We start from the raw sequence: 24,532 nt of genomic DNA on the forward strand, positions 1-24,532 counted from the left end.
CCTTTGCTTGAGCATTTTCCTGGAATTTCTGCTTCTGGCCGGCAGCCTGGGCCTGGCCGGCTTCTACCTGACGCTTTACGGCGATGCCATTGCCGAGAAGACCGGACTCGGCGGTACCTGGGTGGGGCTGGCGATGATGGCCAGCGTGACCTCCCTGCCGGAACTGGTGACCGGCATCAGTGCCGTGCGGCTGGTCGACGCGCCCAATATTGCCCTGGGCGATGCGATCGGCAGCTGCGTCTTCAATCTGCTGCTGATCGTGATGCTGGATTTCCTGCACCGGGAGGCCCCGGTCTATACCCGGCTCAGCCAGGGGCACATCCTGTCGGCCGGTTTCGGCGTCATCCTGCTGGCCCTGGTCGCCTTCAGCATCCTGCTGGGCAAGCGTGCGACCGGCCTGGTCGTCGGCCATGTCGGCGTTACCTCGCTGGCGATCGTGCTGCTCTACCTCATCGCCGTCTTCACGGTTTTCCAGTACGAGCGGAAGAACCTCAGGGAGCATGCAGGCGAACTGGCCGAGCGTCATCCGCGGATGAGCCTGCCCCAGGCCGTCTGGCGCTATCTCGCCGCTGCCACCCTGGTGGTGCTCGTCGGCCTGCGGCTGCCGATGACGGCCGAGCACATGGCCACGGCGATGGGCTGGGACCGGACCTTCGTCGGCACCCTGTTCGTGGCGATGGCCACCTCCCTGCCCGAGCTGGCGGTGACGCTGTCTGCCATCCGCATCGGTGCCCTGGACATGGCCATGAGCAATCTGTTCGGCAGCAACCTGTTCGACCTGTTCATCGTCGCCGTGGACGATCTGGCTTATACCAAGGGGCCGTTGCTGGCCGCCGTCTCGCCGCTGCACCTGGTTTCGACCCAGTCGGCGATCATGATGACCGGCGTCGCAGTGGTCGGGCTGCTCTACCGTCCGAAGAGCCGGGTGCTGAGGACGGTCGGCTGGGTCAGCCTGCTGATCCTGTCCCTGTACGTGCTCAACGCGGCGGTGCTCTATCTGAGCCAGGACGGCAGGGCGATCGTGATCGGCGGCTGAGCACCGCCCCGGGCGATCCCGGGAGCTCCGCCGCCGGTTTCAGCCCGCCGCCTGCCGCGCCAGGATCTGCCGCAGGAACAGCCCGGTGTGCGAGCCGGGATCGGCCGCCACGGTTTCCGGGCTGCCTGCGGCGATGATGCGGCCGCCGCCCTCGCCGCCCTCGGGGCCGAGATCGATGATCCAGTCGGCGGTCTTGATCACATCGAGATTGTGCTCGATGACGATCACGGTGTTGCCATGGTCGCGCAGCTGGTGCAGCACGCCCAGGAGCTGGCGGATGTCGTGGAAATGCAGGCCGGTGGTGGGTTCGTCGAGGATGTACAGGGTCTTGCCGGTGTCGCGCTTGGACAGTTCCCGCGCCAGCTTGACCCGCTGGGCCTCGCCGCCGGAGAGCGTCACGGCGTTCTGGCCCAGGGTGATGTAGCCGAGGCCGACATCCATCAGGGTGTCGAGCTTGCGGGCCACCGTCGGGATGGCCGAGAAGAATTCGGCGGCTTCCTCCACCGTCATGCTCAGCACCTCGTGGATGGTCTTGCCCTTGTAGCGGATTTCCAGGGTCTCGCGGTTGTAGCGCCGGCCCTGGCAGATGTCGCAATTGACGAAGATATCGGGCAGGAAGTGCATCTCCACCTTGATGACGCCGTCGCCGGTGCAGGCCTCGCAGCGTCCGCCCTTGACGTTGAAGCTGAAGCGGCCCGGGGTGTAGCCGCGCGAGCGGGCCTCCGGCGTCGCCGCGAACAGCTCGCGGATCGGCGTGAACACCTGGGTGTAGGTGGCGGGGTTGGAGCGGGGCGTGCGGCCGATGGGGCTCTGGTCGATGTCCACCACCTTGTCGAAGTGCTCCAGCCCCTCGATGCCGGCGCAGGGCGCCGGGGCGGCGGTGGCGCCGTTCAGCTCGCGCGCGGCCAGCCGGTGCAGGGTGTCGTTGACCAGGGTGGACTTGCCGGAGCCGGACACCCCGGTCACGCAGGTCAGCAGGCCGACCGGGAAGCGCGCGTCGACGCCCTTGAGGTTGTTGCCGCTGGCGCCCCGCAGCAGCAGCACGCGCTCGGGGTCGAAGGGCCAGCGCTCCTCCGGCACCTCGATGGTCTCCCGTCCCGACAGGTACTGGCCGGTCAGCGAATCCGGATGCGCCATGATCGCCTCGGGTGAGCCTTCCGCCACGATCCGGCCGCCATGGACACCCGCGCCGGGACCGATGTCGACGACATGATCGGCCAGACGGATGGCATCCTCGTCGTGCTCGACCACGATCACCGTGTTGCCGAGATCGCGCAGGTGCAGCAGCGTGTCGAGCAGGCGCTGGTTGTCGCGCTGGTGCAGGCCGATGGAGGGCTCGTCGAGCACGTACATCACGCCCACCAGGCCGGCGCCGACCTGACTGGCCAGGCGGATGCGTTGCGCCTCGCCGCCGGACAGCGTGTCGGCGCTGCGATCCAGGGTCAGGTAGTCCAGCCCCACGTTGACCAGGAAGCTCAGGCGCTCGCGGATTTCCTTGACGATCCTCTCCGCCACCTCGCCGCGCTGGCCGGGCAGATCCAGTTGTTCGAAGAAAGCGACCGCGCGGCGGATAGGCAGGGCGGTCAGTTCGGGCAAGGGATGCCCCTCGATGAACACATGGCGGGCGGCGCGGTTGAGGCGCGCGCCCTGGCAGTCGGGGCAGGGCTTGCTGGCCTGGTAGCGGGCCAGCTCCTCGCGCACCGCCGGCGAGTCGGTCTCGCGGTAGCGGCGTTCCAGGTTGGGGATGACGCCCTCGAAGCGGTGCCGCTGGGTGACCGGCGCGCCACGCGCGCTCAGGGTCTCGAAGGCGATGGCCTCACGGCCGCTGCCATGCAGGATCACCTCCCTGACGGCTTCCGGCAGCTGTTCGAAGGGCTGCTCGGGGTCGAAGCCGTAATGCGCGGCCAGCGACAGGATCAGCCGGTAGTAGTGGGCGTTGCGCCGGTCCCAGTTGCGCACCGCGCCGTCGGCCAGGCTCAGGTGGGGACTGTGGACCACCAGCCGGGGGTCGAAGTACTGCCGCACCCCCAGCCCGTCGCAGGCAGGGCAGGCGCCCTTGGGGTTGTTGAAGGAAAAGATGCGCGGCTCCAGCTCGCTCAGCGCATAGCCGCAGTGCGGGCAGGCGTACTGGTCGGAGAGCATCAGGCTGCGGGCCGGATCGTCCATCGAGACCACCAGGGCGATGCCACCCGCCAGCTTCAGCGCGGTCTCGAAGGATTCCGCCAGGCGGATGGCCAGGTCCGGCCGTACCCTGAAGCGGTCGACCACCGCCTCGATGGTGTGCTTCTTGCGCAGCTCCAGCCTGGGCGGATCGTCCAGCTCGCAGACCTCGCCGTCGATGCGGGCGCGGACGAAACCCCGGTTGCGCAGGTCCTCCAGGACCTGCACATGCTCGCCCTTGCGCTCGCTCACCACCGGCGCCAGCAGCATCCAGCGGCTGTCCACCGGCTCGGCCATCACCTGATCGACCATCTGGCTGATGGTCTGCGCGGTCAGCGACACACCGTGTTCGGGGCAGCGCGGGATGCCGACGCGGGCATACAGCAGGCGCAGGTAATCGTAGATCTCGGTGATGGTGCCGACCGTCGAGCGCGGGTTGTGTGAAGTCGATTTCTGCTCGATCGAGATGGCTGGCGACAGCCCCTCGATATGGTCGACGTCGGGTTTCTCCATCACCGACAGGAATTGCCGGGCGTAGGCCGACAGGGACTCCACGTAGCGGCGCTGGCCCTCGGCGTAGATGGTGTCGAAGGCCAGCGAGGACTTGCCGGACCCCGACAGGCCGGTGATCACAATCAGGCGGTCGCGCGGCAGGTCGAGATTGATGTTCCGCAGGTTGTGCGTGCGGGCACCGCGGATGCGGATGTAGTCCATGGCGAAAACGATGGCGGGAGGGAGGAGGGAGCCGGTGCAATCCGCTGGCTTGACCCCCGGAATTATACGGCGTAGCGTTTTGGCCGATGTGGACCGACCGCGTGTTCGAGGTCCCGATGGCGATTATTCTGACGAGGACACCATGAAGAAACTGCTGATGCTTGCCGCGCTGGTCTCCCTAGCCGGCTGTGCCGCCAATCCCCTGAACAAGGGCGCCGAGCGCGTCGAGATCATGACGGCACTCAAGGAGGTCAGGAAGTGCACCTATGTGGGCGATGTCATGGGCAGCCAGGGCAACCGTTTCTCCGGGACCTTCACCGCCAACGAAAACCTCATGCTGGGTGCCCGCAATGCCATCAAGAACGACGCCGCGCGCCTGGGCGCCAACGCGGTGCTGATCCAGCAGCAGCAGAACGCCCAGCACGAGCTCGGCGGCGGCACCGTCAATTCCACCCTGATCGGCAAGGCCTACCGCTGCGAGGGGTAGCCGCCGGCCCCGCAAGACCGGCCATCCGTACCCGGCATGCCGGGGGCTACCTCAAGGCGCCACCCTGTCGGCAACCTTCCCGTCCAGCCGCGAGCCGCGGTCGAGCCGGTAATGGCGGCCGCGCCAGTTGACCTCCCGCCGGGTCCATATCTGGACGTAAACCAGGGGCGCGACCAGCCAGATCAGCAGCGATCCCCAGGCGAATTTCGCCGGCACCCGGGACCCTGCCATGCGGAAATGCAGGTCGTTGATGGTCAGCGAGACGGATAGCGGCAGCGTGGCGGCGAACAGCGCCAGCGGCAGGCTCCCGACCGCGCCGGCCCAGAGGGCGGCGATCAGCCCGCTCCAGAAGGCCATCCCGGTCAGCCAGTGCGGCAGTTTGCAGGTCAGGACCGGCAGGCCGGACATGGAGAAGGCGATCCAGCGCACCAGAACCTGGGTGAACTCGTCCAGCGACAGGTCCTGCTGGATGATGGCCGCCGGCTTTGGCGAGAGCCTGTTGCGGTAGCCTGCCAGGTTCAGGCAGCGTCCCAGGTACATGTCGTCGACCAGCTGGCCCTCCGCGGCTTCCAGCCCGCCGATCGCAGCCAGGGCAGCGCGCCTGAACACCATCATGTGCCCCATGATGAAGGGCAGCGCGCCACCCATCTGGTGCGCGGTTGCCAGCGCGGCAGGCTCGTACAGCCCGTTGATCATCAGGGCGTAGCCCACGTCGCCGAGGGTTCGCGGTGGCGCCATGGAGACCACCGTCGGGAAGGCCGAACCCGTCCGGGCGTCCGCGAGCAGGGTTGCCACCAGTATGCGCAGGTCGTCCCGATCCTGGCGGATGTCGGAGTCGACGAAGGCGATCAGCTCGTTGCGGGCCGCCGCGAGGCCGGCAATCATGGCATTGAGCTTGCCCGTGCGGTTGGCGGGCGGCTGACCCGAGAAAATGACACGGCTGTCGACCATGGCGCCGGTCCGGGCCATTTCCGCCATCACCTTTTCCACCAGCGGCAGGGCCGGCTCGCTGCCATCGTCGAAGACGAACAGGATCTCGACCCCGCCGGGGTAGCCGTGGTCGAAGGCGGCGCGCAGGTTTTCTTCCATGCCGCTGTCCATGCCCTTGATCGGGCGGATGATGGTCAGGGAGGGGTAGCCCGCCGGTTCGATCGGGTCGGGGCGGTCGCGAATGGCCCGCCGCTGCCAAAGATAGAACAGCCAGACCCAGCTCAGCAGCCCCAGCAGCGGCAGCATCAGGACCGTTTCATGATTCATGCGTCAACTCCTCATCCCTGTTGAAAAAATGGCGATCGTGTCGATGGTCTGGTGATGGGGCCAGCATGTCGGCGTCGTGGGGGACGCTTGTCCCCGGACCTTCATGATGGCGATTTCCGGAAGATGGCCAGGAACCGGCTGAAAAAGCTGGAGCGATCCAGGTTCCGCTCGCGGGCATCCTTCAGGGCCTGTTTCAGCTCCTGTTTCAGCTGCAAGTCGGAGAGGCGGGCATCGTCGCGGACCGGGGCCTTTTCCGCCTTTTCCAGGTGGATGAGGGCGTTCCTGAAGTCGCCCTGCTCCAGCAGGAAATCCCCGTAGAAGTAGTTGGTGTCCAGGGCGTCGGGAAAGAACCGCAGGGCGGTTTCCAGGTGGCGGCGCGCCAGCTCGTTGTCGCCGAAGGAGATGGGCCAGCCGGGCAGCCGGTAGTAGAGATTGCCGAGGATGACGAAGGCGCTGCCTTCCATGGCCAGGGGATCCAGCTTCAGGGACTTTTCCAGGAGCTCCCGCGCGTCCCGCAACTTGCCCAGGGCGCCGAAGCCCCCATCGGCCGCCGCCAGGGCGCAGAGGATCAAGGTTTCCATGATCAACGGCTCGGCCGCCTGCGGATAGCGCCGGGCGAGCTCCCGCACCCGCGGCAGCAGGGCTTCGAGCTTGGGTGTCTGCTGGTCGCGCGGCTGCCGGTAGAAGATCTCGGCCCACGCCGTCTTCAGCTCGTCGACGGCCCGTACCGCGGCAGCTTCGCCGGTGGCGTCGGCCATCGGCGACAGGGCCAGCAGCCAGGCGAAGGTCACGGCGGCCAGCCATGCGGTGGCTGGCGGCAGGACAGGCAGCAGGGTCTTTCGGATTTCCGTGAAACGGGTTGCCATCTCGGGACGATGCGTCGAGGTCGGGTTGCGCAGAGCTTCGGTTTCGAGGCGATCAGACGCCAGAGTAAGGGCGGGATTATAGGCCTCTCTTCCCGCCGATTTCAGGGGCCGGCGGAAGCTGGCGGAGTGGCGGACCCTTGATTGAGTTCCCTGTCGGCACCACAGTATTTTCCAGCCGCTCTTTCACCTTGCCGAGATCGCCTCATGGCCACCGTGTCGTCCCGCCTGCCTCATCCGCCTCTCGGCCATCGCCCTGCCGCCGTGTCCGGACGCTTTTATCCCGCCAGCCCGGGCGCGCTGCGCGAGCAGGTGCTGGCCTGGCTGACGGCATCCGCCCCGTCGCCCGGCAGCCAGCCGCCGAAGCTGATCGTGGTGCCGCATGCCGGCTATGTCTATTCCGGAGCGATGGCCGCACGGGGCCATGCCTTATTGGCACCGTTCCGCGAGCGCATCCGTCGGGTGGTGCTGCTGGGGCCTGCCCACCGCGTGGTACTGCCGGGCCTGGCGTTGCCGACGGTCGCGGCATTCGACACCCCCCTGGGTCCGGTCCCGCTGGACCGGGAGGCCATGGCGCGGATCGCGGACCTGCCGGACGTCACCTTCGACGACGGCGCGCATGCCCGCGAGCATGCCCTGGAAGTGCAGCTGCCGTTCCTGCAAACGGCGCTGGATGCCTTCGCGCTGGTGCCCCTGGTCGTCGGCCAGGCCGCCGCCGGCAGCGTGGCCGGCGTGCTGGAGCGGCTCTGGGGTGGCGAGGAGACCGTGATCGTCGTCAGCAGCGATCTCTCCCACTTCCTGAGCGATGCGCAGGCCCGGCATCGCGATGCCGGGACGCTGCGGCGCATCGAGGGCCTGGACGCTACCCTGGCGCCCGACGATGCCTGTGGCGCCCATCCCCTCAATGGTGCGCTGCACGTCGCCGCGCGGCATGGCCTGCGCCCCGCGTTGCTCGGGTATTGCCATTCCGGCGCTGTCACTGGCGACGCGACACGGGTGGTCGGCTATGCGGCACTGGCCTTCTGGCCGCCGGCCGCCCGGCGGGAGACCGACGCCGACGATGCGCAGCGCCTGGGGCAGGCGCTCCTGAGCCGCGCCCGCAATGCCATCGCGGTGCCTCTGGGTTTACCCTGCCGCGAGGAACCGCCGCATGCGGCGCTGGCGCGGCCGGGCGCCACCTTTGTCACCCTGCACCATCACGGGCGCCTGCGCGGCTGCATCGGCCGGCTGGACGTGGGCGTGGCGCCGCTGGATGTGGACGTGCGCCGCAACGCCCGGCGCGCGGCCTTCGAGGATCCCCGCTTTGCGCCCCTGCGGGTGGACGAGTGGGACGCGCTGGAAATCGAGGTCTCGGTCCTGGAGACCCCGCAGCGATTGTCCGTCGACTCGGAAGCCGAGGCCCTGGCGGCGCTGCGTCCGGGGCGGGATGGCGTGATCTTCCGCTGGGGCCGGCATCGCAGCACCTTCCTGCCGCAGGTCTGGTCGCAACTGCCGGTGGCCGGCGATTTTCTGGCGGCGCTGAAGCGCAAGGCCGGCCTGCCCGCCGATTTCTGGGCCGATGACGTCGAGCTGTCGCGTTATGCGGTCCGGCTGTTCCGCGAAGCGGGGGCGGTGCCGCGATGAACGCCACGACCGGCGACAGCAACGCCCCGCGCCCGGGCGAGGCCCATCCGGCCCGCTGGTGGCACCGGCTGGCGGATGGCCGCGTGCAGTGCGACCTCTGCCCGCGCGAATGCCGTCTGCACGAGGGGCAGCGCGGCCTGTGCTTCGTCCGTGCCCGCCAGGACGATGCCCTGGTGCTGACGACCTATGGCCGCAGCTCGGGTTTCTGCATCGATCCGATCGAGAAGAAGCCGCTGAATCATTTTTACCCCGGTACCCCGGTGTTCTCCTTCGGCACCGCCGGCTGCAACCTGGCCTGCAAGTTCTGCCAGAACTGGGACATCTCCAGGAGCAGGGAAATGGACCGCCTACAGGATGCCGCCAGTCCCGCCCGCATCGCCGAGGTGGCCCGGACGAGCGGTTGCCGGAGTGTCGCCTTTACCTACAACGACCCGGTGATCTTCGCCGAGTACGCCATGGACACCGCCGATGCATGCCATGCGCTGGGGCTGGGAACGGTCGCGGTGACGGCCGGCTACCTCCATGCCGCGCCGCGGCGGGACTTCTTCGCCAGAATGGATGCCGCCAATATCGACCTCAAGGCTTTCTCGGACGATTTCTATGTCCGCCAGACCGGCTCGCATCTGGCGCCCGTCCTGGATACCCTGCGCTACGTTCACCACGAGACGGACTGCTGGCTGGAGATCACCACGCTGCTGATCCCGGGTCTGAACGACGGCGACGCCGAACTGGACGCCATGACCCGCTGGATCGCGGAGCAGCTGGGTAGCGACGTGCCGCTGCACTTCACGGCCTTTCATCCTGCCTACAAACTGACCGGCACCGGCCGCACGCCGGCGGCAACCCTGCGCCGCGCGCGCCGCATGGCCCGGGCGAACGGCCTGGCGCATGTCTACCTGGGCAACGTGCGCGACCCCGAGGGCGGCACGACCGCCTGCACTGGCTGCGGCGCCGTCCTGATCGAGCGCGACTGGCATGTCGTCACCCGCTACGCGCTGGGGCCCGACGGCGCCTGTGGCGTCTGTGGCACCCGCCTGGCCGGCCGGTTCGCCGCCGAATCCGGTCACTTCGGCCGGCAGCGGATACCGGTGCGGGTCGCGGTCTGAGGACAGCCTCCCGGCTGCCCGCGGCCGGCCGGCACCGGCGCCAGCTGGCGGGCCCTCCGCTGGTGGAGGATGAGGTTTGGGCGACTGCACGCAGGGGCCGTCGCCGGGCGGTTCCCTCAACCCTGAGGGCCGGAGCCGTCGGATTTTCCCGGCCCGGGATGCTCCGGCCAGGGCCTGAACCGGGTGTCGAAGGTCTTGCGCTGCGCTGCCGTCAGGCTGCCGTAGAACGTCCGCGTCGCTGCCAGGCGTGCCTGTTTGAAGGCCAGCTGTTTTTCCAGCCGTTCCACGACCGGCAGGGTCGCCCAGTCGGCCTGGTGCTGATGCCTCAGCCGGCCGTCGTCGCCCTGGAACAGCGCCGCCCAGGCATCCCAGGATGCTTCCTGCCCGGGTTGCAGTTGCAGGGCCGTGCGCAGCTCGGTCAGCTGCTCCCGCCGGCGTTCGGCGCACGGCATTCGTTGCGGGCAGCGTTCAAGGGTGGCGGGTGCCGAAGCCCCGGTGGCTGGCGGGGTGGGTTCCGCCGCCTGGGCGATGCCGGCGGTGGCGAGGCTTGCCAGGATGGCGAGCGCGCGCGGGACGGGCTTGGCGGTTGTGATCATCGTGGACCTCCATAATGCTGTCGATGACGGGGATGGGGGCGGCGCCTGCCGCCGCCACGCCGACATTGAACACCCGTCCGAACGCGCGGATGTTTCCGGTTTGTATCGCGAGGTGTCGTGCTCCCTGCCGGATACAGGACGATACAAACGCGCCGGGCCGGGCCGATGACAAGGGCTCCGCTACCCGCTAGAAAATTCCCCATGGACGCACAACCGCACCTTCTGGTCGTCGACGACGACCGCGACATCCGGACCCTGGTCCGGGACTACCTGAACCAGAACGGCTACCGGGTCAGCCTGGCCGTCGACGGCCGGCAGATGCACACCGTGCTGGAGCAGAGCCGCATCGACCTGGTCATCCTCGATCTCATGCTGCCGGGCGAGGACGGCCTGAGCCTGTGCCGCAAGCTGCGCGCCCAATCCAGCCTGCCCGTGCTCATGCTGACGGCGAAGAGCGAACCGATCGACCGGATACTGGGGCTGGAACTCGGCGCCGACGACTACCTGACCAAGCCCTTCGAACCCCGCGAACTGCTGGCGCGCATCCGCAACATCCTGCGCCGGGCGCAGTCGCTGCCACCCAACCTGGTGCCGGAGCGGGAGTGCCGCTACCGCTTCGCCGGCTGGCTGCTGGATACCCGTACCCATCAGCTGACATCGCCGCGCGCTGTCACCGTCATTCTGTCCATGTCCGAATTCCGGTTGCTGAAGGTCTTTCTGGCGCACCCCAACCGGGTCCTCAGCCGCGATCAGCTGATGGATCTGGTCAAGGGACGCGAGCAGGATGCCTTCGACCGTTCCATCGACCTGCGCGTGAGCCGCCTGCGCCACAAACTGCAGGACGACGCCAAGGCGCCGCGGCTGATCAAGACCCTGCGCAACGAAGGCTATGTCCTCGCCACGGCGGTCGAGGCGGAGTACGACTAGATGTTGCGCCTGCCCGCCCTGTCGCTGTCCGCGCGGCTGTTCCTGATCGTCCTCGGCGGTGTTCTGCTGGCGACCCTGCTGAGCAACGTCATTCACTCGTCCGAGCGCTCCCGCTGGATTGCCGAAAACCGCGAGACGGCCGCCGTCGATCATCTCACCGATGCCATCCGCTTGCTGGCGGCGCTGCCGGCGGCGTCGCGCGACCCGGCCATCGGTTCGCTGGCGTCGCTCGATTGGCGTTCCTCCCGCGACGGTTTCGTCCCTGCCGGGGCGGGCATCCCGGCGCCACTCTTTGCCGAGCGGCTGAGTCTGGGGCTGGACAACATGGCGGTGGTGGAGGGGGCCTGGGTCGAGTGGACGGACGCCTGCGGAGAGTCGCCCCGCTGCCCGATGACCTACAGTACCGACCTGCGCTTCGCGGACGGCCAGAAACTGACGCTGGCCTACACCACCCGGCGGCATGCGCGGCCCGAACGGCCGATCTGGCAGATACGCACCCGCGACCTCTTCGAGCTCGGCGTCATGGCCGTGGTTGCCTGGATCGTCATCCGGCTGGCCCTGCGGCCGCTGGAGCGCATGACCCGGGCGGTGGAGGACTTCGGGCGGGATATCGCCCATCCGGCGCTGGCGGTGGCGGGCCCGGTCGAGTTGCAGCGCGCCATCCGGGCCTTCAACACCATGCAGGACCGCATACGCGGCTTCATGGCGGAACGCACGCAGATTCTCGCGGCCGTGACGCACGATCTCAAGACGCCGATGACGCGCATGCGCCTGCGGCTGGAAAACTGTGCCGATGCCGGGTTGCGACGGAAGCTGTGCGGCGATCTGGCCGCCATGCAGTCGCTGGTGGATGAGGGGCTGGAGCTGGCGCGGAGCCTGGACAGCGTGGAGCCACTGCAGGCGCTGGATCTCCAGGCCCTGTTGCAGAGCCTGTGCGACGATCTGGCCGAGTCCGGTCTGCCGGTGACCTGGCGGGAACCCGCGGCTTGCTCCGGTCTGCTGGTCATGGCGCGGCCCAATGCCCTGCGCCGGGTGCTGGAGAACATCATCGACAACGCCATCAAGTATGGCCACACAGCGATGGTCTCGGCCGGGCGCCAGGGCGACCGGGCCTGGGTACAAGTCTGCGATCGGGGCCCCGGCATTCCCGAGGACCAGTTCGCGGAAGTGCTCAAGCCTTTTGTCCGGCTGGAGGCGTCGCGGTCGCGGGAAACGGGGGGAACCGGCCTCGGTCTGGCCATCGCGGTCAATCTGCTGCGGGCCCAGCAGGGGGAAATCCATCTCGCCAACCGGCCGGAGGGCGGGCTGGCCGTCAGTGTGGTGCTGCCGTGCCTGGCAGCGGCGGCCAGCGCAAGGCCCGCCGCTTGAACTGGCCGGGGCAGCGGGCGTGTTGATCATCATCGACCGGACAGGAGGCTGTCATGAGGTGGATTCTGCTGTGCTGGCTGGCGTGGCTGGTTTCCGGCTGCGCCACTTATCCCGGCTATCCGGCCGGCCGTTACCCCGGGGGCTATCCCGCCTACGGCTGGAGTGGCTGGCCGGCCTGGCCGGCCTATTCCGGCTGGCATGGCTACCGTGCCTACGCGCCGCCGCCGGTCCGGCGGCCGCTTCCCGGCTGGCATGGCGGTCACCTGGCCGAGCGTCGCTTCGCACCCGGTCCCGGGTCCTGGCACGGCGATGGCTTCAGGGCGCCTCATCCCGCTTGGCGGGGCGGCTTCCGGGAGCCCGGCCATGCTGGCGGCGGCTATCACGAGGGCGGTCCGGAGCGCCGGGAACGGGCAGGTGCCCGGGAGCCTGACGGGCGCGGCAGGGACGGCCATCTGGCACCCGGTCCGGGCCGGCGTGGCGCTGCTGCGGCACCGGCACCGGATCGAGGCGATGGGCATGCCGGCCCAGGCCGCCGCGGGGGTGGCGATGCCGGGTCGGCCGGGCCATGGGGTGGGGGCGATTTTGGTAGTCCGGGTCGCCGGGGCGGGGGCGGTGCCATGGCCTCGGCGGGACGCGGCAGAGGCCGGAACTGAGCCGTGGGCGAAACCCCATGTCCGGGCCGATCTGGAGCGCCTGGGGTATGACAACGTCCGGGTACGGATCGGAGATGGCTATCGCTACCATCATCCTCGCCTGCGCGCCGGACAGGGGGGCCGGCGCCACTGCTTGGGCAACTCAGGGGCGGCGGGCGCATGATCATCCCGGTGGGCGTGTCCCCGGATCAGGCGCTGTACCTTTTGACCGAGTGGAACGGCAAGTTGGACCGGCAGGCGATGGCGCGGCGGGACAGGTTGGCCGCCGGCCCCTTGGGCTGTTCACGGCCATGGGCTGGTGGGCGCGGTGTGTTCACGACCCGCGGTCTGCCCCCGCTGCCCTCCAGGATCGGGTTGTGGCGTTCAACCAGGTCCTGATGCTGGGTTTTGCCGTCCTGGCCTGGCCACGCCTGCCGGGGCGGTTCCGGCCCCTGTCCATGCCCCGGAATCCACCGCGGGTGCATCCCTCACCTCGCGGGTCCGGGTCTCCTGCAAGCGATCAGGGCTGGAGCGCGGCGGTGCATGTCGGCGGCGAGGTGGCGAAGGCGGGAGGAACCTGCCCCGCGCCCCGCTTCTGGGCACGGCACCGGGGGCCCCAAAACCCCGCCATGACATGGGCGTCTTCGTCGTCGTGGTTCCTGCGGTTGCCGGGGGACGCTAATCAGGCACGAGCCAGCCGCACAGCCTGTGACGAGAACCCTGGCATCAAGGAGATGCGCGGGGTAGGGGAGGTCGAGGAGGTGTTCTAGCCCCAGAATCAAGGCTACGGGTTACCATCGCAATGAGGTCCTTGTTACCTTTGCCCCCTGATGGTCACCTCCCTCCGTATTCGGTCGACTGAGGTAGCCTGACGAAAACGGACACGCCCGCTTGGTAGAGTCTGTACTGAACGAGGAACGTGATGCAGGACCAAAATTATTCCCCTGAGTTGCGGGCCGGGGCCATCAAGCTGGTCCTCGAGCAGGGACTGTCGCAGCAGGCGGCGGCCAAACGGCTCTCGATTCCGAAGGGTACGCTGGGCAACCGGATAGCCGTGGCCAAGCGTGGTGGTGCCGTTGCAGCGCCCGGCGGACGTTCCGTCCCGGAGTTGGAGGCGGAAAACGCCCGGTTGCGCAAGGACCTGGCTGAAGCCCGACTGGAGCGCGACATTCTAAAAAAGGCGACGGCGTACTTTGCCAGGGCGTCGCTGCAAGGTACGCGTTCATGAAGCGATCGAACGGGGTGTTTCCGGTCAGCCTGATGAGCCGTGTGCTCGGGGTCTCCCGCAGCGGCTACTCCGACTGGCTACGCCGAGCGCCCTCGGCGCGCTCATGGGAAGACGAGCGGCTCAAGGTGGCGATCAAGGCGGCCCACACGCGGTCTCGCGAGACGTACGGTGCGCGTCGTCTGCAGCCTGAACTGGCGAGCGAGGGGTTTGTCGCAGGGCGCGACCGGATCGCGCGCCTGCGCCGGGAGTTGGGGCTACGCTGCCGGCAGAAGCGCCGCTTCAAGGCGACCACGAACTCCAGGCATGATCTGCCGGTCGCGGAGAATCTGTTGGGGCAGCAGTTCTCGCCGAGTCGGCCGAATCAGGTCTGGGTGACTGACATCACCTACATCCCCACGGACGAAGGGTGGCTGTACTTGGCCGGCATCAAGGACGTCTTCACCTGCGAACTGGTTGGCTACGCGCTGGGCGAGCGGATGACTCAGGTGCTCACGCGCCAGGCGCTGTTGCGGGCGATCGACCACAAGCGCCCGCCTGCGGGGTTGATCCATCACTCGGACAGTAAGAATGTCTTCGCCCGTGGTTCCTGGGCGGCCTGATTCTCACAACGATCGACCAGCCAGGGATGATAGGGCACTGCGATGTGTTCCAGGCGGCTTGCCCCCCACTCCGATCGACTGAACTCCGTGTCTTTCCCCGGACCTGTCGGCCACCTGGAAACGCTTTGCGGTGAGGCAAGACCTCGCCGGTGCCTGTGACTCGAGAAGGGCCTGACGTCCTGTCGCTTTACTGTCTTGTCCAGACATTTGGTTCAGGTAACACCATTCCCCAGGGTCCAGAACCGGAGAGTTCTCATGTCTGAGCATCAGCATCCCATCAATCGCCGCGTGGTTGGCGGCGTCGACACGCATAAAGACCTGCACATGGCCGCCGTGGTCGATGAGCACGATCACGTATTGGGCACCGAGTGCTTTGCCAGCACTCGCCAAGGTTACCGACAGATGCTCGCCTGGATGCGATCTTTTGGCGAGGTCATCCGCGTCGGCGTGGAGTGCACGGGGACCTATGGCGCCGGCTTGCTGCGGTTCCTGCAGACATCCGGCGTCACGGTGCTGGAGGTGACCACGCCTGACAAAACGGATCGTCGTAAACGAGGCAAGGATGATGTCATCGATGCGCAAAACGCCGCCCATGCTGCCTTCGCGGGCACGCGCACGGTGACGCCCAAGCGCCGGGACGGCATGATTGAGTCCCTACGGGTCCTGAAGGTGTGTCGTAAGACCGCAGTAGCCGCCCGCCGCGTCGCCCTCCAGATGATCCAGACCACCATCGTGGCAGCTCCCGATGAGTTGCGTGAGTCCCTCAGAACCCTGACCCGCATGCAACTCATCCGGACCTTGGCCGCCTGGCGTCCTGATCTGACCGATTATCGTCAGGTGGCCTCGGCTTACCGGATCACCCTGAAATCCTTGGCGCGGCGCTATCTGGAACTCCATGACGAAATTGCCGACCTGGATATCATGATTGCAGGCTTGGTCCAGGAATTGGCGCCCGACCTGATTGCGCGAAACTCCATCGGTTATGAATCGGCCGCACAGTTGCTACTGACGGCCGGCGATAACCCCGAGCGCTTGAAGTCGGAAGCCAGCTTCGCCGCGCTCTGCGGCGCCAGTCCCGTGCCGGCCTCCTCCGGTAAAGTTACCCGGCATCGCCTAAACCGCGGCGGTGATCGAGCAGCCAACAGCGCGCTGCACATCATCGCTATCGGCCGGTTGCGGACCGATCCGCGCACCCAGGCCTACGTGGCAAAGCGGATTGCCGAGGGACATTCTAAGCTCGAAGCCCTTCGTTGCCTGAAGCGGTACATCGCCCGCGAGGTCTTCGGCCTGATTCGGAAACGTAATCGCGACATCAACCAGGTTCAAATTACCCCTTGACACTTAGAAGGGCGTCCGCGGCAGCCAGTACTGTGCCCATGACTACCGGGCGCTGCTCGAGCAGAGCGGGCTCGTCGCCTCGATGTCGCGCAAGGGTAACGGCTATGACGATGCGCCGATGGAGAGCTTCTGGGGCAGCCTCAAGAATGAGCTGATCCACTCTCGTCGCTTCCAGACTCGGGCGCAGGCCGAGGCGGCGATCCGCGAATACATCGAGATCTTCTATAACCGCCAGCGGCGCCACTCGCGCCTTGGCTATCTGTCACCGGCCGTGTTCGCAAAGAACTTCAGGGAATCGGCCGCGACCCACTGAGGCGAGTGTGTCCGATATTGTCAGGACACCTCAGTTAACCTTGCAACCGGATTTCCGAACTCCAAGTTGGTACGCCGGTAGGGGGCAGGTCAGCACCAGTTGCCCCGGCCTTTGTTTCTGACTGCCGGGCGGGCAGGTGTTCCGCCCCGGGAGCGGGATCCCGTTTGCCACCAGCGCCTCTGAATGGCGGGCAAAAAAAAGCCCGGCGCAAGGCCGGGCTTTGTGCCGGGTTGACGGCTTAGAAACGGCGTCCGCCGCCGAAGCCGCCCTCGCGGCGACCACCGCCGCCACCACCGAAGCTGCCGCCACGGTCTTCGCGCGGCCGTGCCTCGTTGACGGTCAGATTGCGACCATTGACGTCCTTGCCGTGCAGGGCGTCGATGGCGGCCTGGGCCTGCTGGTCAGTGCCCATTTCGACAAAACCGAAACCCTTCGAACGACCGGTTTCGCGGTCGGTGATGATGCTGGCGGAGCTGACGCTGCCGTGCGGCGCGAACATTTCTTCCAGATCGCTGTTGCTGACGTTGTAGCTCAGGTTGCCGACGTATAACTTCTTGCCCATGAAAACAAAACCTCGAATGAAAAATGAGAGACGCGATGCCGGCCCATTCCCTTGGACGCGGATCGATGACTGACGACGAATGATTCGGTGGCCTGGCGTCCGGTCCGGGCCCACTGCCGGAATCATGAGAGCCGGCTCTTGAGCCGGCACATTCTGCGAATGCCTAGCGGCGACCGCCACGCCCCCGCGCCTTCGGCCGCTCCTCGTTGACGCGCAGGCTGCTGCCGCGCAGGCTGCGGCCGTTGAGGCCGGTGATGGCGGCGCGAGCCTCGTGGCCTTCCATCTCGATGAAGCCGAAGCCGCGGCAGCGCCCGGAGAAGATGTCACGGGCCAGTTCGTAATTGAAGACGCGGCCGAATTCCGCGAACAGTTCGGTGAATTCCTTTTCGGTGATGTCGGCGGGCAGGTTGCCGGCGTAGAGTCTGATCATGGTTGTCCTCCATAGACGCGAGAGAGAAAGTGACAGCCGGCAGGGGCAAAGCGGGGCGTTGTCCCTGCCGGGACAAGCGGGGCTCAGAGGGCGCCGCGACGCGGACCCTGGCTGGGGCGTCGGCTGCGCTGCTGGCCGCCACGGCCGGCCGGCGGCTGGCCCCGGCGCGGCGGTGGCCGATGGGCGGGCGCCGGTTCCGCACTGCGCGGTAACGGCTGGATGCCCGCGGGGGTTTCCCGCACCGGCAGCTTGCGCTTCAGCAGGCGTTCGATGTCGCGCAGCTGGGTGACTTCCTCGCCGGATACCAGGGAGATGGCCTCGCCACCGGCGCCGGCACGGCCGGTGCGACCGATGCGGTGGACATAGTCCGCCGGGACGTCGGGCAGCTCGTAGTTGACGACGTGCGGCAGCTCGCGGATATCCAGGCCGCGCGCGGCGATGTCGGTCGCCACCAGCACCTGGATCCGGTATTCCTTGAAGTCGGCCAGCGCCCGGGTGCGGGCGCTCTGGCTCTTGTTGCCATGGATCACGCCGACCGTGAAGCCGCCGCGCTCCAGCTGCTGTGCCAGCTTGTTGGCACCGTGCTTGGTGCGGGTGAACACCAGCGTCTGGCCCCAGCCGCCGGTTTCGATGAGATGGGCCAGCAGCGGCTGCTTGCAGTCCTTGGCCACCTGGTAGATGCACTGCTGCACCCGGTCGGCGGTGGTGTTCGGCGGCGCCACCTCGACGCTCAGGGGGTTGCGCAGGATACCTGCTGCCAGTTCGCGGATTTCCCTGGAGAAGGTGGCCGAGAACAGCAGGTTCTGGCGGACCTTGGGCAGCAGCGGCAGTATCCGCTTGATGTCGCGAATGAAGCCCATGTCCAGCATGCGGTCGGCTTCGTCGAGCACCAGCACGTCGACTTCCTTGAGCTTGGCGTGACCCTGGCCGACCAGGTCGAGCAGGCGGCCGGGGGTCGCGATCAGGAGGTCGATACCGCGCCGCAGCGCGTCGATCTGCGGTTGCAGACCAACCCCGCCGAAGACGACGGCGGCGCGCAGATCCGTGAACTGGCCATAGGCGCGGACGCTGTCGTTGACCTGTGCGGCCAGTTCGCGGGTGGGCACCAGCACCAGCACCCGCGGGGCCCGACCGGGCCGGGTGCGTTCGCCGGTGCGGCTGAATTCAAGCAGGCGTTGCAGCAGGGGCAGGGTGAAGGCGGCGGTCTTGCCGGTGCCGGTCTGGGCGGCAGCCAGAAGATCGCGACCGGCGAGTACCGCCGGGATGGCCTGCGACTGGATCGGCGTCGGTGCCGAATAGCCCTGCTCCGCGATGGCACGCAGGAGGGGCTTGTCGAGGCCCAAGTGAGAAAAAGGCATGAGTAGAGTTCCTGTGCGCCGGTCCGTTGAGTCGTCCTTGGACGACCTGGGCGCGTTGATGGGGTGATCAAGGCCGGAGCGAACGCAGGAAACGGACTTCCATGGCGTCGCTGGGTTTGCAGGAGGAATCGAAGCGGGGAATCGCCAGGGGCGATAGCTCAGACGAGGGATGGCCGGACGTATCCTCGGGGCCGGTCAGGGACCGTGCCGCGACAAACTGACGGCTAGCATAACCCCATTGTCAGACAATAGCGAATTTATTTTTTGCCGCCGGGCTAGCGGTCGGGACGACGGGACCGGCGGCGGGCATCAGGGCTGGACTGGGGCTGCGGGTGTGGCGGGTGTGGCGGGTGTGGCGGGTGTGGCGGGTGTGGCCGCCAGCTTCGGGAAGCAGGATTCGGCCTGCTGCCGGGCATCCTTCAGCCGGTCGCGGAAAATCTTGGATTTGGGCGGATCGCGGAACTCGCCGCCCTTCTCGCCGGGTGTATCGAACATGTAGGTGAAGGTGAGGGCCTCGGAATAGTCCTGGAAGCTCATCAGGCTGGCGATTTTGTCGACCGCACAGACACAGTGGTACATGTTGTCGAGATTGGCGCCGCCCCGTTCCGCCATGCATTGCATGACGTATTCGACGCGGGCCTGGGTGGGAAAGTCGTTCGCCAGGGGCCTGGCGGGCGCGGCCTGTTTCGCCCGGGGATTGCTGGCGGCCGGCGGGTGCCCTTTGGCAGCCTCCGCGGTACCGCTGACGGTGGTTCCCAGCAGCGAGGACAGTACGGCGACGGAGCAAGCAAGTTTCGGATTCATCGGCATGACGGGGCGGTTGGCAATGGCGGGCATGATAGTGGAGTGACGGCGCCGGCTCAATCTTCGACCGCGAAGCGGACGATGTCCTTGAGCCGGTCGTTCATCCGGCGGGCGAAGGCGTTCAGGCGCGGATCGGCGGCGTCGGTCGGCAGCAGGTGCGTGGTGACGATCACCTTGCCGTTTTCCGCGCGGACCGCCACATTGCACGGCATCCAGGCCACCGTCGCCGGGGACAATTCCAGCATGACACGGGCGTCGCTGAGGTTGCAGAACTGGATCGTGTCGTAGTCGGGAAAGGCGATCCGTTCACGCTCGCGGATGACGCTGCCGATGTGGTTGTGACCGGTGATGCGGAAGTTGCGTTCGGTGATCGCGACTTCGAGTTCCTGCAGCACGTCCGCATAGGGCTTGGTTGCGGTCTCGGCGGAGAAATAGGCGGGTTCCGGCGGCGCGGCGGGCTGGCAGGCCAGCAACGACAGGCTCAGCAACGAAACCAGGCCGCTGCGGCGTTGGCCCGGTGGGGACTGACGGGCGGCGGGCGGGAATGGATGGTGGAAGCGTGGCATGGGCGGATAGACCTTGTGGTCTGCGGCGGGAATGCGGTTCGCGAGTATCGGTCAGTCGGCGGCCAGCGGTCACGCCCGCTGCGGCGGTTGCCCTGGCGGAAGGGAGTCCCGCGTTCAAGCCGGCCGGGGTTTTCGACTCAGGGCGGTGGCCGTGACGCGATGGTCCTGATCAGCAATCCCGAGGCCTTGAGCGCATCCAGTTCGGCCTCGGTCTCGGCCCGGCACAGGTCGACGTAGGTCAGTCGCACCTCGGTGCGGGAGCGGGTCGCGTCGAGCAGTTCCAGCAGCGTACCCTTGCCGTACTGGTAGGCGGCTTCCCCCATGGCCTTCAGGTCGGGCAGCCTGGCGAGCACATCGCGTTCGAATTTGCCCCGGGTATCCTGCCGGCGGGCCAGCAGGGCGGTCGCGCGGTCGATGGCGACGCGGGTCTGGGAGGCAATCGCCTGCCGTTCCACGGCCGCCTTTTCCTTTTCCGAGGCCGCCCTGGCCATGCCGCCCTGGCCGTAGTCGAAAACCGGCAACTCCATGGAAAAGCCGCCGAACAGCGCATGGCCATAGGGTCTCTCGGTAAAGGCCGAGCCGAACATGATGGTCGGTACCGGCCAGCGCTCGCTGCGGGCCTTTTCGAGTCCGGCGTCGGCCGCCACCTCGCCGCGCCGGGCCGTTTCGAGCTCGGGGTTGGAATGCTCGGCTTCTTCCCACAGCTTCTCGGCGTTGGCGGGGACGCCCAGGGGCTTCAGGTTTCCCAGCGCTTCCGGGTTCCAGTCCGGCAGGCCCAGCACGACACCCAGTTCGCCGGCCGTACCCAGCTGTTCGTTACGTTCGTTTTCCAGTTGCGCCTCGATGTCGCGGGTCTCCAGGCTGATGCGGAGCACATCGAAATGGCTGGCGGTGCCGGCTTGCTCGCGGCCGGTCACCAGGTCGGTCAGGTGCTGCATCTCGCGGTGGGTTTCCTCGAGAATGGCGATGCGCTCCCGATCCGCCAGCAGTTTCACGAACAGGCGCCAGATATCGTAGGCAAGCCCGGAAAAATCCGCCTCGACGCCGGCTTCCGTGGCTTCCACCTGCTTTTCGGCGGCTTCGATGCGGGCGCCGCGCTGGCCCGAGATCAGCACCGGAACCTCAAGCACCACCTCGCGTTGCACCTTGCCGTCATACATCGTGTTGGTCTGGCTGATCAGGCCATAGTTGCCGAAGTTGATGCGCGGGTTGGGCATGACGCCGGCCGCCACCACATCGGCCCGCGCCAGTTCCACCCGCTGCCGCAGCGCCGCGTAGCGCGGGCTTTTCTCCCGCGCGATGTCGAGCAGTTGCTGGATGGTGACCGCCCTGGGCAACGGGCTGGTCTCCGGCCGGGCGGCCGCCACGGCATGGCCGCTGGTGGCCAGCAGCAGGATCGCGCCGGCGAGGATCGCCCGCCGGCCAGGCCGGCCGGCCGGCCGGAGGAGCGACCGGTTCATGGGATGATCTCCCTCGGCAGGGATTCTTCCGCCGCCGTCCTGATCGAGCGCGGTGCCAGATAGGAATAGATCACCGGCAGGACCAGCATCGCCACCAGGAACGTGGTGAACATGCCGCCGACGATGACCAGCGCGAAGGGCTGCTGGGTTTCGCTGCCGATGCCCGTCGACACCGCCATCGGCAACAGACCCAGCAGTGCCAGCATCGAGGCCATGAGCACCGGGCGCAGGCGTTCGCTGGCGCCGGCCCGGATGGCCTCGCGCAACGGCATGCCGGCCCGCCGGCGCTGGTTGGCGGCGCTGAGCACCAGCAGGCCCATCAGCGAGACCTGGCCGAGGAGGGCGATGAAGCCGATGGCGGCGCTCACCGACAGCGGAATGTGCCGGAGCAGCAGCACGAAGATGCCGCCCGTCATGGCGAAAGGCGCGCACAGGAGGATGGCAATGGCGCTCGCGCCCGATTGCAGGGCGGTGTACAGCAGGCCGAAGACGATGAGGACGGCGATCGGCACCACGACGCCCAGCCGGCCCATGGCGCGTTGCTGGTTCTCGAACTCTCCGCCCCAGACGAAGAAATGGCCCTCGGGCGCCTTCACCTCGCGTTCGACGATGGCCATCGCATCGTGTACCACCGAGCCCAGGTCGCGGTTCTCGACATTGAACTTGAGCGCCAGGTAGCGGCTGTTGGCCTCGCGCTCGATCGAGGTGCGGCCGCTCTCGATGCCGATATTGGCGATTTCCCGCAGCGGGATGCGCCCGCCGACCGGCGTCGGGACCATCAGCTTGCCGATCCGGTCGATTTCGCCGTGCTCGTGCCGCGGCACGATGGTCCGCACCGGTACCGGCCGCTCGCCCTGCCAGACGTCGGTCAGGATCCGCCCGGCGAGGGCGGTCTCGATGGTGTCCTGGGCGGCATCGACCGTGATTCCCTCGCGCGCCAGGGCATCGCGATCCAGGCGTATCTGAAGCTGCGGGACGCGCGATTCCCGGTAGAGATCGAGGTCGATGACGCCGGGAACCGCCTTGAGGGCGCTCTTGGCCCGTTCGAGCGTGGCCCGCATGCTTTCCAGGTCGGGGCCGTAGATTTTCAGCACCACCTTGCCGCGGACGCCGCTGACCGATTCCTCGACGTTGTCCTTGATCGGCTGGGAAAAGTTGAAGCGTACCCCGGGAATGGCGAGCAGCGATTGCCGCATGCCTTCCACCAGATGTTCCTTGTCGACGCCGGGGCGCCATTGCTCGCGGGGTTTCAGGTGCACGAAGGTTTCGCTCATGTTGACACCCTCGTTGTCGGTGCCGTCCTCCGAACGGCCCTGCTGGCTGAGAATGCCCGCCACCTCGGGAAAGGCGCCCAGGCGCCGGCGCATGTCGAGGAGGATGTCCTGCCCCTTGCCTAGGGAAATGCTGGACGGCATCTCGACGAAGACGTGGATGTCCCCTTCGTCCAGTTCGGGCAGAAACTCGGTGCCCACGTGGGGCAGGGCGAGCGCGGCGGTGACCAGCAGCAACAGGGCCGCCGCCAGGGTCATCAGACGCCCCCGCAGGGCGATGCCGAGGAGCCTGTCGTAAAGGCCGCGCAGCAGGCGCAGGAAGCGCGGTTCCTGGTCCTGGAAATCACGCTGGCGCATGATGGTGGCGCAGAGCGCCGGCACCAGTGTCAGCGCGAAGCAAAGCCCCCCGACCAGGGCAAAGCTGTAGGTCAGTGCCAGCGGCCGGAAAATGCGGCCCTCGACGCGCTCCAGCGTGAACACCGGCAGCAGGGCCGCGATGATGATCAGCATGGCGAAGAAGGTCGGCTGCGCGACTTCCAGCGCCGCCTGGGCGATCAGCTGGTTGAGGGCGCGGCGGGATGCCGGTCGCTCATGACTGGCGCGGTGTATGACATTCTCGACCACCACCACCGCGCCATCCAGGATGATGCCGAAATCGATGGCGCCCATGGAGATCAGGTTCGCGGGCAGGCCCAGCTGGTAGAGTCCGAGGAACGCCACCAGCAGCGAGAGCGGTATCACCGCGGCGACGATCAGCGAGGCGCGCAGGCTGCGCAGGAACAGCCAGACCACCCCCACGACCAGCAGGAAGCCGTGTAGCAGGTTGTCGTAGACCGTGTGCAGGGTCCGGTGCACCAGTTCGGTTCGATCGAGAAACGCCACCACCCGCATGCCGCTCGGCAGCATGCCGCCATTCAGGGCGGTGACGCGCTCGTGCAGGGCTTCCAGTACCCGGGAAGGGTTCTGTCCCCGCCGCAGCAGCACCATTCCTTCGACCACCTCCCGCTGATCGTCCAGACCCACCGCACCCTGCCGCGGCGTCGCCGCCTGCACCAGCCGCGACACATCGCCCACGGTCACCGGCGTTCCCCCGATGCTTTTCAGGACGATCTTGCGGACATCCTCGGGCGAGCTGAGATAGCCGACGCCGCGGATGACCATCTGCTGATCGCCGTGGACGAAAAAGCCGGCGCCGACGTTGCGGTTCGACTGGGTGATGGCCTGGTTGATGTCCTCCAGCGTCAGCCCGAAGGACTCCATGCGCACCGGATCGATCTCGACGTGGATCTCCTTGAAGAAGCCGCCGAAGGTCAGTACGTCGGCAACGCCCTGCACCTGTTTCAGCACGCGCGACACGTTCCACTCCATTTCCGAACGCAGCTCGTACAGCGAGTGCCTGTCGCTGGTGAGGATGAACTTGTAGATTTCGCCCAGGGGGGTGTAATCGGGTGCCAGCGCGGGACGCACCTCGGCCGGGAGGTCGGCGCTGGACAGACGTTCCGTGACCAAGGTGCGGGAGTGGAAACTGTCGACGCCATCGTTGAATGTCAGGGTGACCAGCGACAGCCCGAACAGGCTCTGGCTGCGCATCTGCAGCATGCCCGGCGTGCCGTTGAGCGCGCGCTCCAGCGGCACGGTGACCTGACGCTCCACCTCCTCCGGCGCGTATCCCGGCATCAGCGAAATCACCGTCACCTGGGTGTTGGTGACATCGGGGTAGGCTTCGATGGGCGTCTCGAGGTAGGCGTAGCAACCGAAGAGCGCGACGACGACGGTCACGACGAGGGTGGCCAGCCGCCGGCTGACGCAGGCTTCGACGAGGGACTTGAGCATG

The 24,532-nt window shown here is 67.3% G+C and carries 19 protein-coding genes and 2 pseudogenes; 10 read left to right on the forward strand and 11 right to left on the reverse strand.

Annotated elements, in window-relative coordinates:
• The first annotated feature begins 7 nt into the window (after positions 1 to 7).
• Positions 8 to 1,036 carry a sodium:calcium antiporter gene (locus ACH5N8_RS05960; protein ID WP_483282882.1) on the forward strand — a complete coding sequence of 343 codons (1,029 nt, stop codon included), beginning with the start codon at positions 8 to 10 and terminating at the stop codon, positions 1,034 to 1,036.
• Positions 1,037 to 1,075: 39 nt separating this feature from the next.
• Here ACH5N8_RS05960 and uvrA read toward each other — a convergent pair whose 3' ends face one another.
• Entirely contained in the window at positions 1,076 to 3,910 is a 2,835-nt protein-coding gene (gene uvrA / locus ACH5N8_RS05965) for an excinuclease ABC subunit UvrA (RefSeq protein WP_483282883.1), read from the reverse strand.
• A gap of 142 nt (positions 3,911 to 4,052) precedes the next feature.
• Here uvrA and ACH5N8_RS05970 point away from each other — a divergent pair, with 142 nt between their 5' ends.
• Positions 4,053 to 4,397, forward strand: a complete 345-nt coding sequence (locus ACH5N8_RS05970; RefSeq protein WP_460028672.1) for a DUF4156 domain-containing protein — start codon at positions 4,053 to 4,055, stop codon at positions 4,395 to 4,397.
• Positions 4,398 to 4,448: 51 nt separating this feature from the next.
• Here ACH5N8_RS05970 and ACH5N8_RS05975 read toward each other — a convergent pair whose 3' ends face one another.
• Positions 4,449 to 5,654 (reverse strand): glycosyltransferase, encoded by a 1,206-nt coding sequence (locus tag ACH5N8_RS05975; RefSeq protein ID WP_483282884.1) that lies wholly within the window; start codon positions 5,652 to 5,654, stop codon positions 4,449 to 4,451.
• 101 nt (positions 5,655 to 5,755) lie between these two features.
• Complete coding sequence (locus ACH5N8_RS05980) at positions 5,756 to 6,520, reverse strand: hypothetical protein (RefSeq protein ID WP_483282885.1); 765 nt, start codon at positions 6,518 to 6,520, stop codon at positions 5,756 to 5,758.
• A 204-nt stretch (positions 6,521 to 6,724) separates the two neighbouring features.
• Here ACH5N8_RS05980 and amrB point away from each other — a divergent pair, with 204 nt between their 5' ends.
• Positions 6,725 to 8,140 carry an AmmeMemoRadiSam system protein B gene (gene amrB / locus ACH5N8_RS05985; RefSeq protein ID WP_483282886.1) on the forward strand — a complete coding sequence of 472 codons (1,416 nt, stop codon included), beginning with the start codon at positions 6,725 to 6,727 and terminating at the stop codon, positions 8,138 to 8,140.
• The gene (amrS, locus tag ACH5N8_RS05990; RefSeq protein ID WP_483282887.1) at positions 8,137 to 9,246 is read left to right on the forward strand and encodes an AmmeMemoRadiSam system radical SAM enzyme; all 1,110 of its coding nucleotides are present in this window, start codon (positions 8,137 to 8,139) and stop codon (positions 9,244 to 9,246) included. Before amrB ends, amrS begins: the two co-directional genes overlap by 4 nt.
• A 116-nt stretch (positions 9,247 to 9,362) precedes the next feature.
• Here amrS and ACH5N8_RS05995 read toward each other — a convergent pair whose 3' ends face one another.
• Positions 9,363 to 9,842: a hypothetical protein gene (locus ACH5N8_RS05995; RefSeq protein WP_483282888.1), complete on the reverse strand. Its 480-nt coding sequence runs from the start codon at positions 9,840 to 9,842 to the stop codon at positions 9,363 to 9,365.
• A gap of 201 nt (positions 9,843 to 10,043) precedes the next feature.
• Between ACH5N8_RS05995 and ACH5N8_RS06000 the strand changes: the two genes are divergently transcribed.
• From ACH5N8_RS06000 to ACH5N8_RS06025, 6 genes and pseudogenes are all read left to right on the forward strand, one after another.
• Positions 10,044 to 10,769 carry a response regulator gene (locus tag ACH5N8_RS06000; protein WP_483282889.1) on the forward strand — a complete coding sequence of 242 codons (726 nt, stop codon included), beginning with the start codon at positions 10,044 to 10,046 and terminating at the stop codon, positions 10,767 to 10,769.
• Positions 10,770 to 12,137 (forward strand): ATP-binding protein, encoded by a 1,368-nt coding sequence (locus ACH5N8_RS06005; RefSeq protein WP_483282890.1) that lies wholly within the window; start codon positions 10,770 to 10,772, stop codon positions 12,135 to 12,137.
• A 53-nt stretch (positions 12,138 to 12,190) separates the two neighbouring features.
• Complete coding sequence (locus tag ACH5N8_RS06010) at positions 12,191 to 12,790, forward strand: hypothetical protein (protein WP_483282891.1); 600 nt, start codon at positions 12,191 to 12,193, stop codon at positions 12,788 to 12,790.
• Between the two features lie 901 nt (positions 12,791 to 13,691).
• Positions 13,692 to 14,557: pseudogene (locus ACH5N8_RS06015) on the forward strand (IS3 family transposase); the annotation flags it as partial.
• Between the two features lie 294 nt (positions 14,558 to 14,851).
• The gene (locus ACH5N8_RS06020; RefSeq protein WP_483281294.1) at positions 14,852 to 15,934 is read left to right on the forward strand and encodes an IS110 family RNA-guided transposase; all 1,083 of its coding nucleotides are present in this window, start codon (positions 14,852 to 14,854) and stop codon (positions 15,932 to 15,934) included.
• Between the two features lie 16 nt (positions 15,935 to 15,950).
• A pseudogene (locus ACH5N8_RS06025) lies at positions 15,951 to 16,247 on the forward strand (IS3 family transposase); the annotation flags it as partial.
• Between the two features lie 238 nt (positions 16,248 to 16,485).
• Here ACH5N8_RS06025 and ACH5N8_RS06030 read toward each other — a convergent pair.
• The 7 genes from ACH5N8_RS06030 to ACH5N8_RS06060 form a co-directional block, all read right to left on the reverse strand.
• A complete protein-coding gene (locus ACH5N8_RS06030) occupies positions 16,486 to 16,809 on the reverse strand; it encodes an RNA recognition motif domain-containing protein (RefSeq protein WP_460027785.1) in 324 nt (107 codons plus the stop codon).
• A gap of 163 nt (positions 16,810 to 16,972) precedes the next feature.
• A complete protein-coding gene (locus tag ACH5N8_RS06035; protein ID WP_460027786.1) occupies positions 16,973 to 17,239 on the reverse strand; it encodes an RNA recognition motif domain-containing protein in 267 nt (88 codons plus the stop codon).
• Between the two features lie 83 nt (positions 17,240 to 17,322).
• A complete protein-coding gene (locus tag ACH5N8_RS06040) occupies positions 17,323 to 18,597 on the reverse strand; it encodes a DEAD/DEAH box helicase (RefSeq protein ID WP_483282892.1) in 1,275 nt (424 codons plus the stop codon).
• Positions 18,598 to 18,906: 309 nt separating this feature from the next.
• Positions 18,907 to 19,401 (reverse strand): hypothetical protein, encoded by a 495-nt coding sequence (locus ACH5N8_RS06045; RefSeq protein WP_483282893.1) that lies wholly within the window; start codon positions 19,399 to 19,401, stop codon positions 18,907 to 18,909.
• Positions 19,402 to 19,457: 56 nt separating this feature from the next.
• Positions 19,458 to 19,967, reverse strand: coding sequence for a DUF302 domain-containing protein (locus ACH5N8_RS06050; protein WP_483282894.1), 510 nt, complete (start codon positions 19,965 to 19,967; stop codon positions 19,458 to 19,460).
• A gap of 137 nt (positions 19,968 to 20,104) precedes the next feature.
• Entirely contained in the window at positions 20,105 to 21,427 is a 1,323-nt protein-coding gene (locus ACH5N8_RS06055) for a TolC family protein (RefSeq protein ID WP_483282895.1), read from the reverse strand.
• A complete protein-coding gene (locus ACH5N8_RS06060) occupies positions 21,424 to 24,531 on the reverse strand; it encodes an efflux RND transporter permease subunit (RefSeq protein WP_483282896.1) in 3,108 nt (1,035 codons plus the stop codon). Before ACH5N8_RS06060 ends, ACH5N8_RS06055 begins: the two co-directional genes overlap by 4 nt.
• Between the last annotated feature and the right edge of the window lies 1 nt (position 24,532).

Source organism: Methyloparacoccus sp. NF-16, assembly GCF_056880625.1.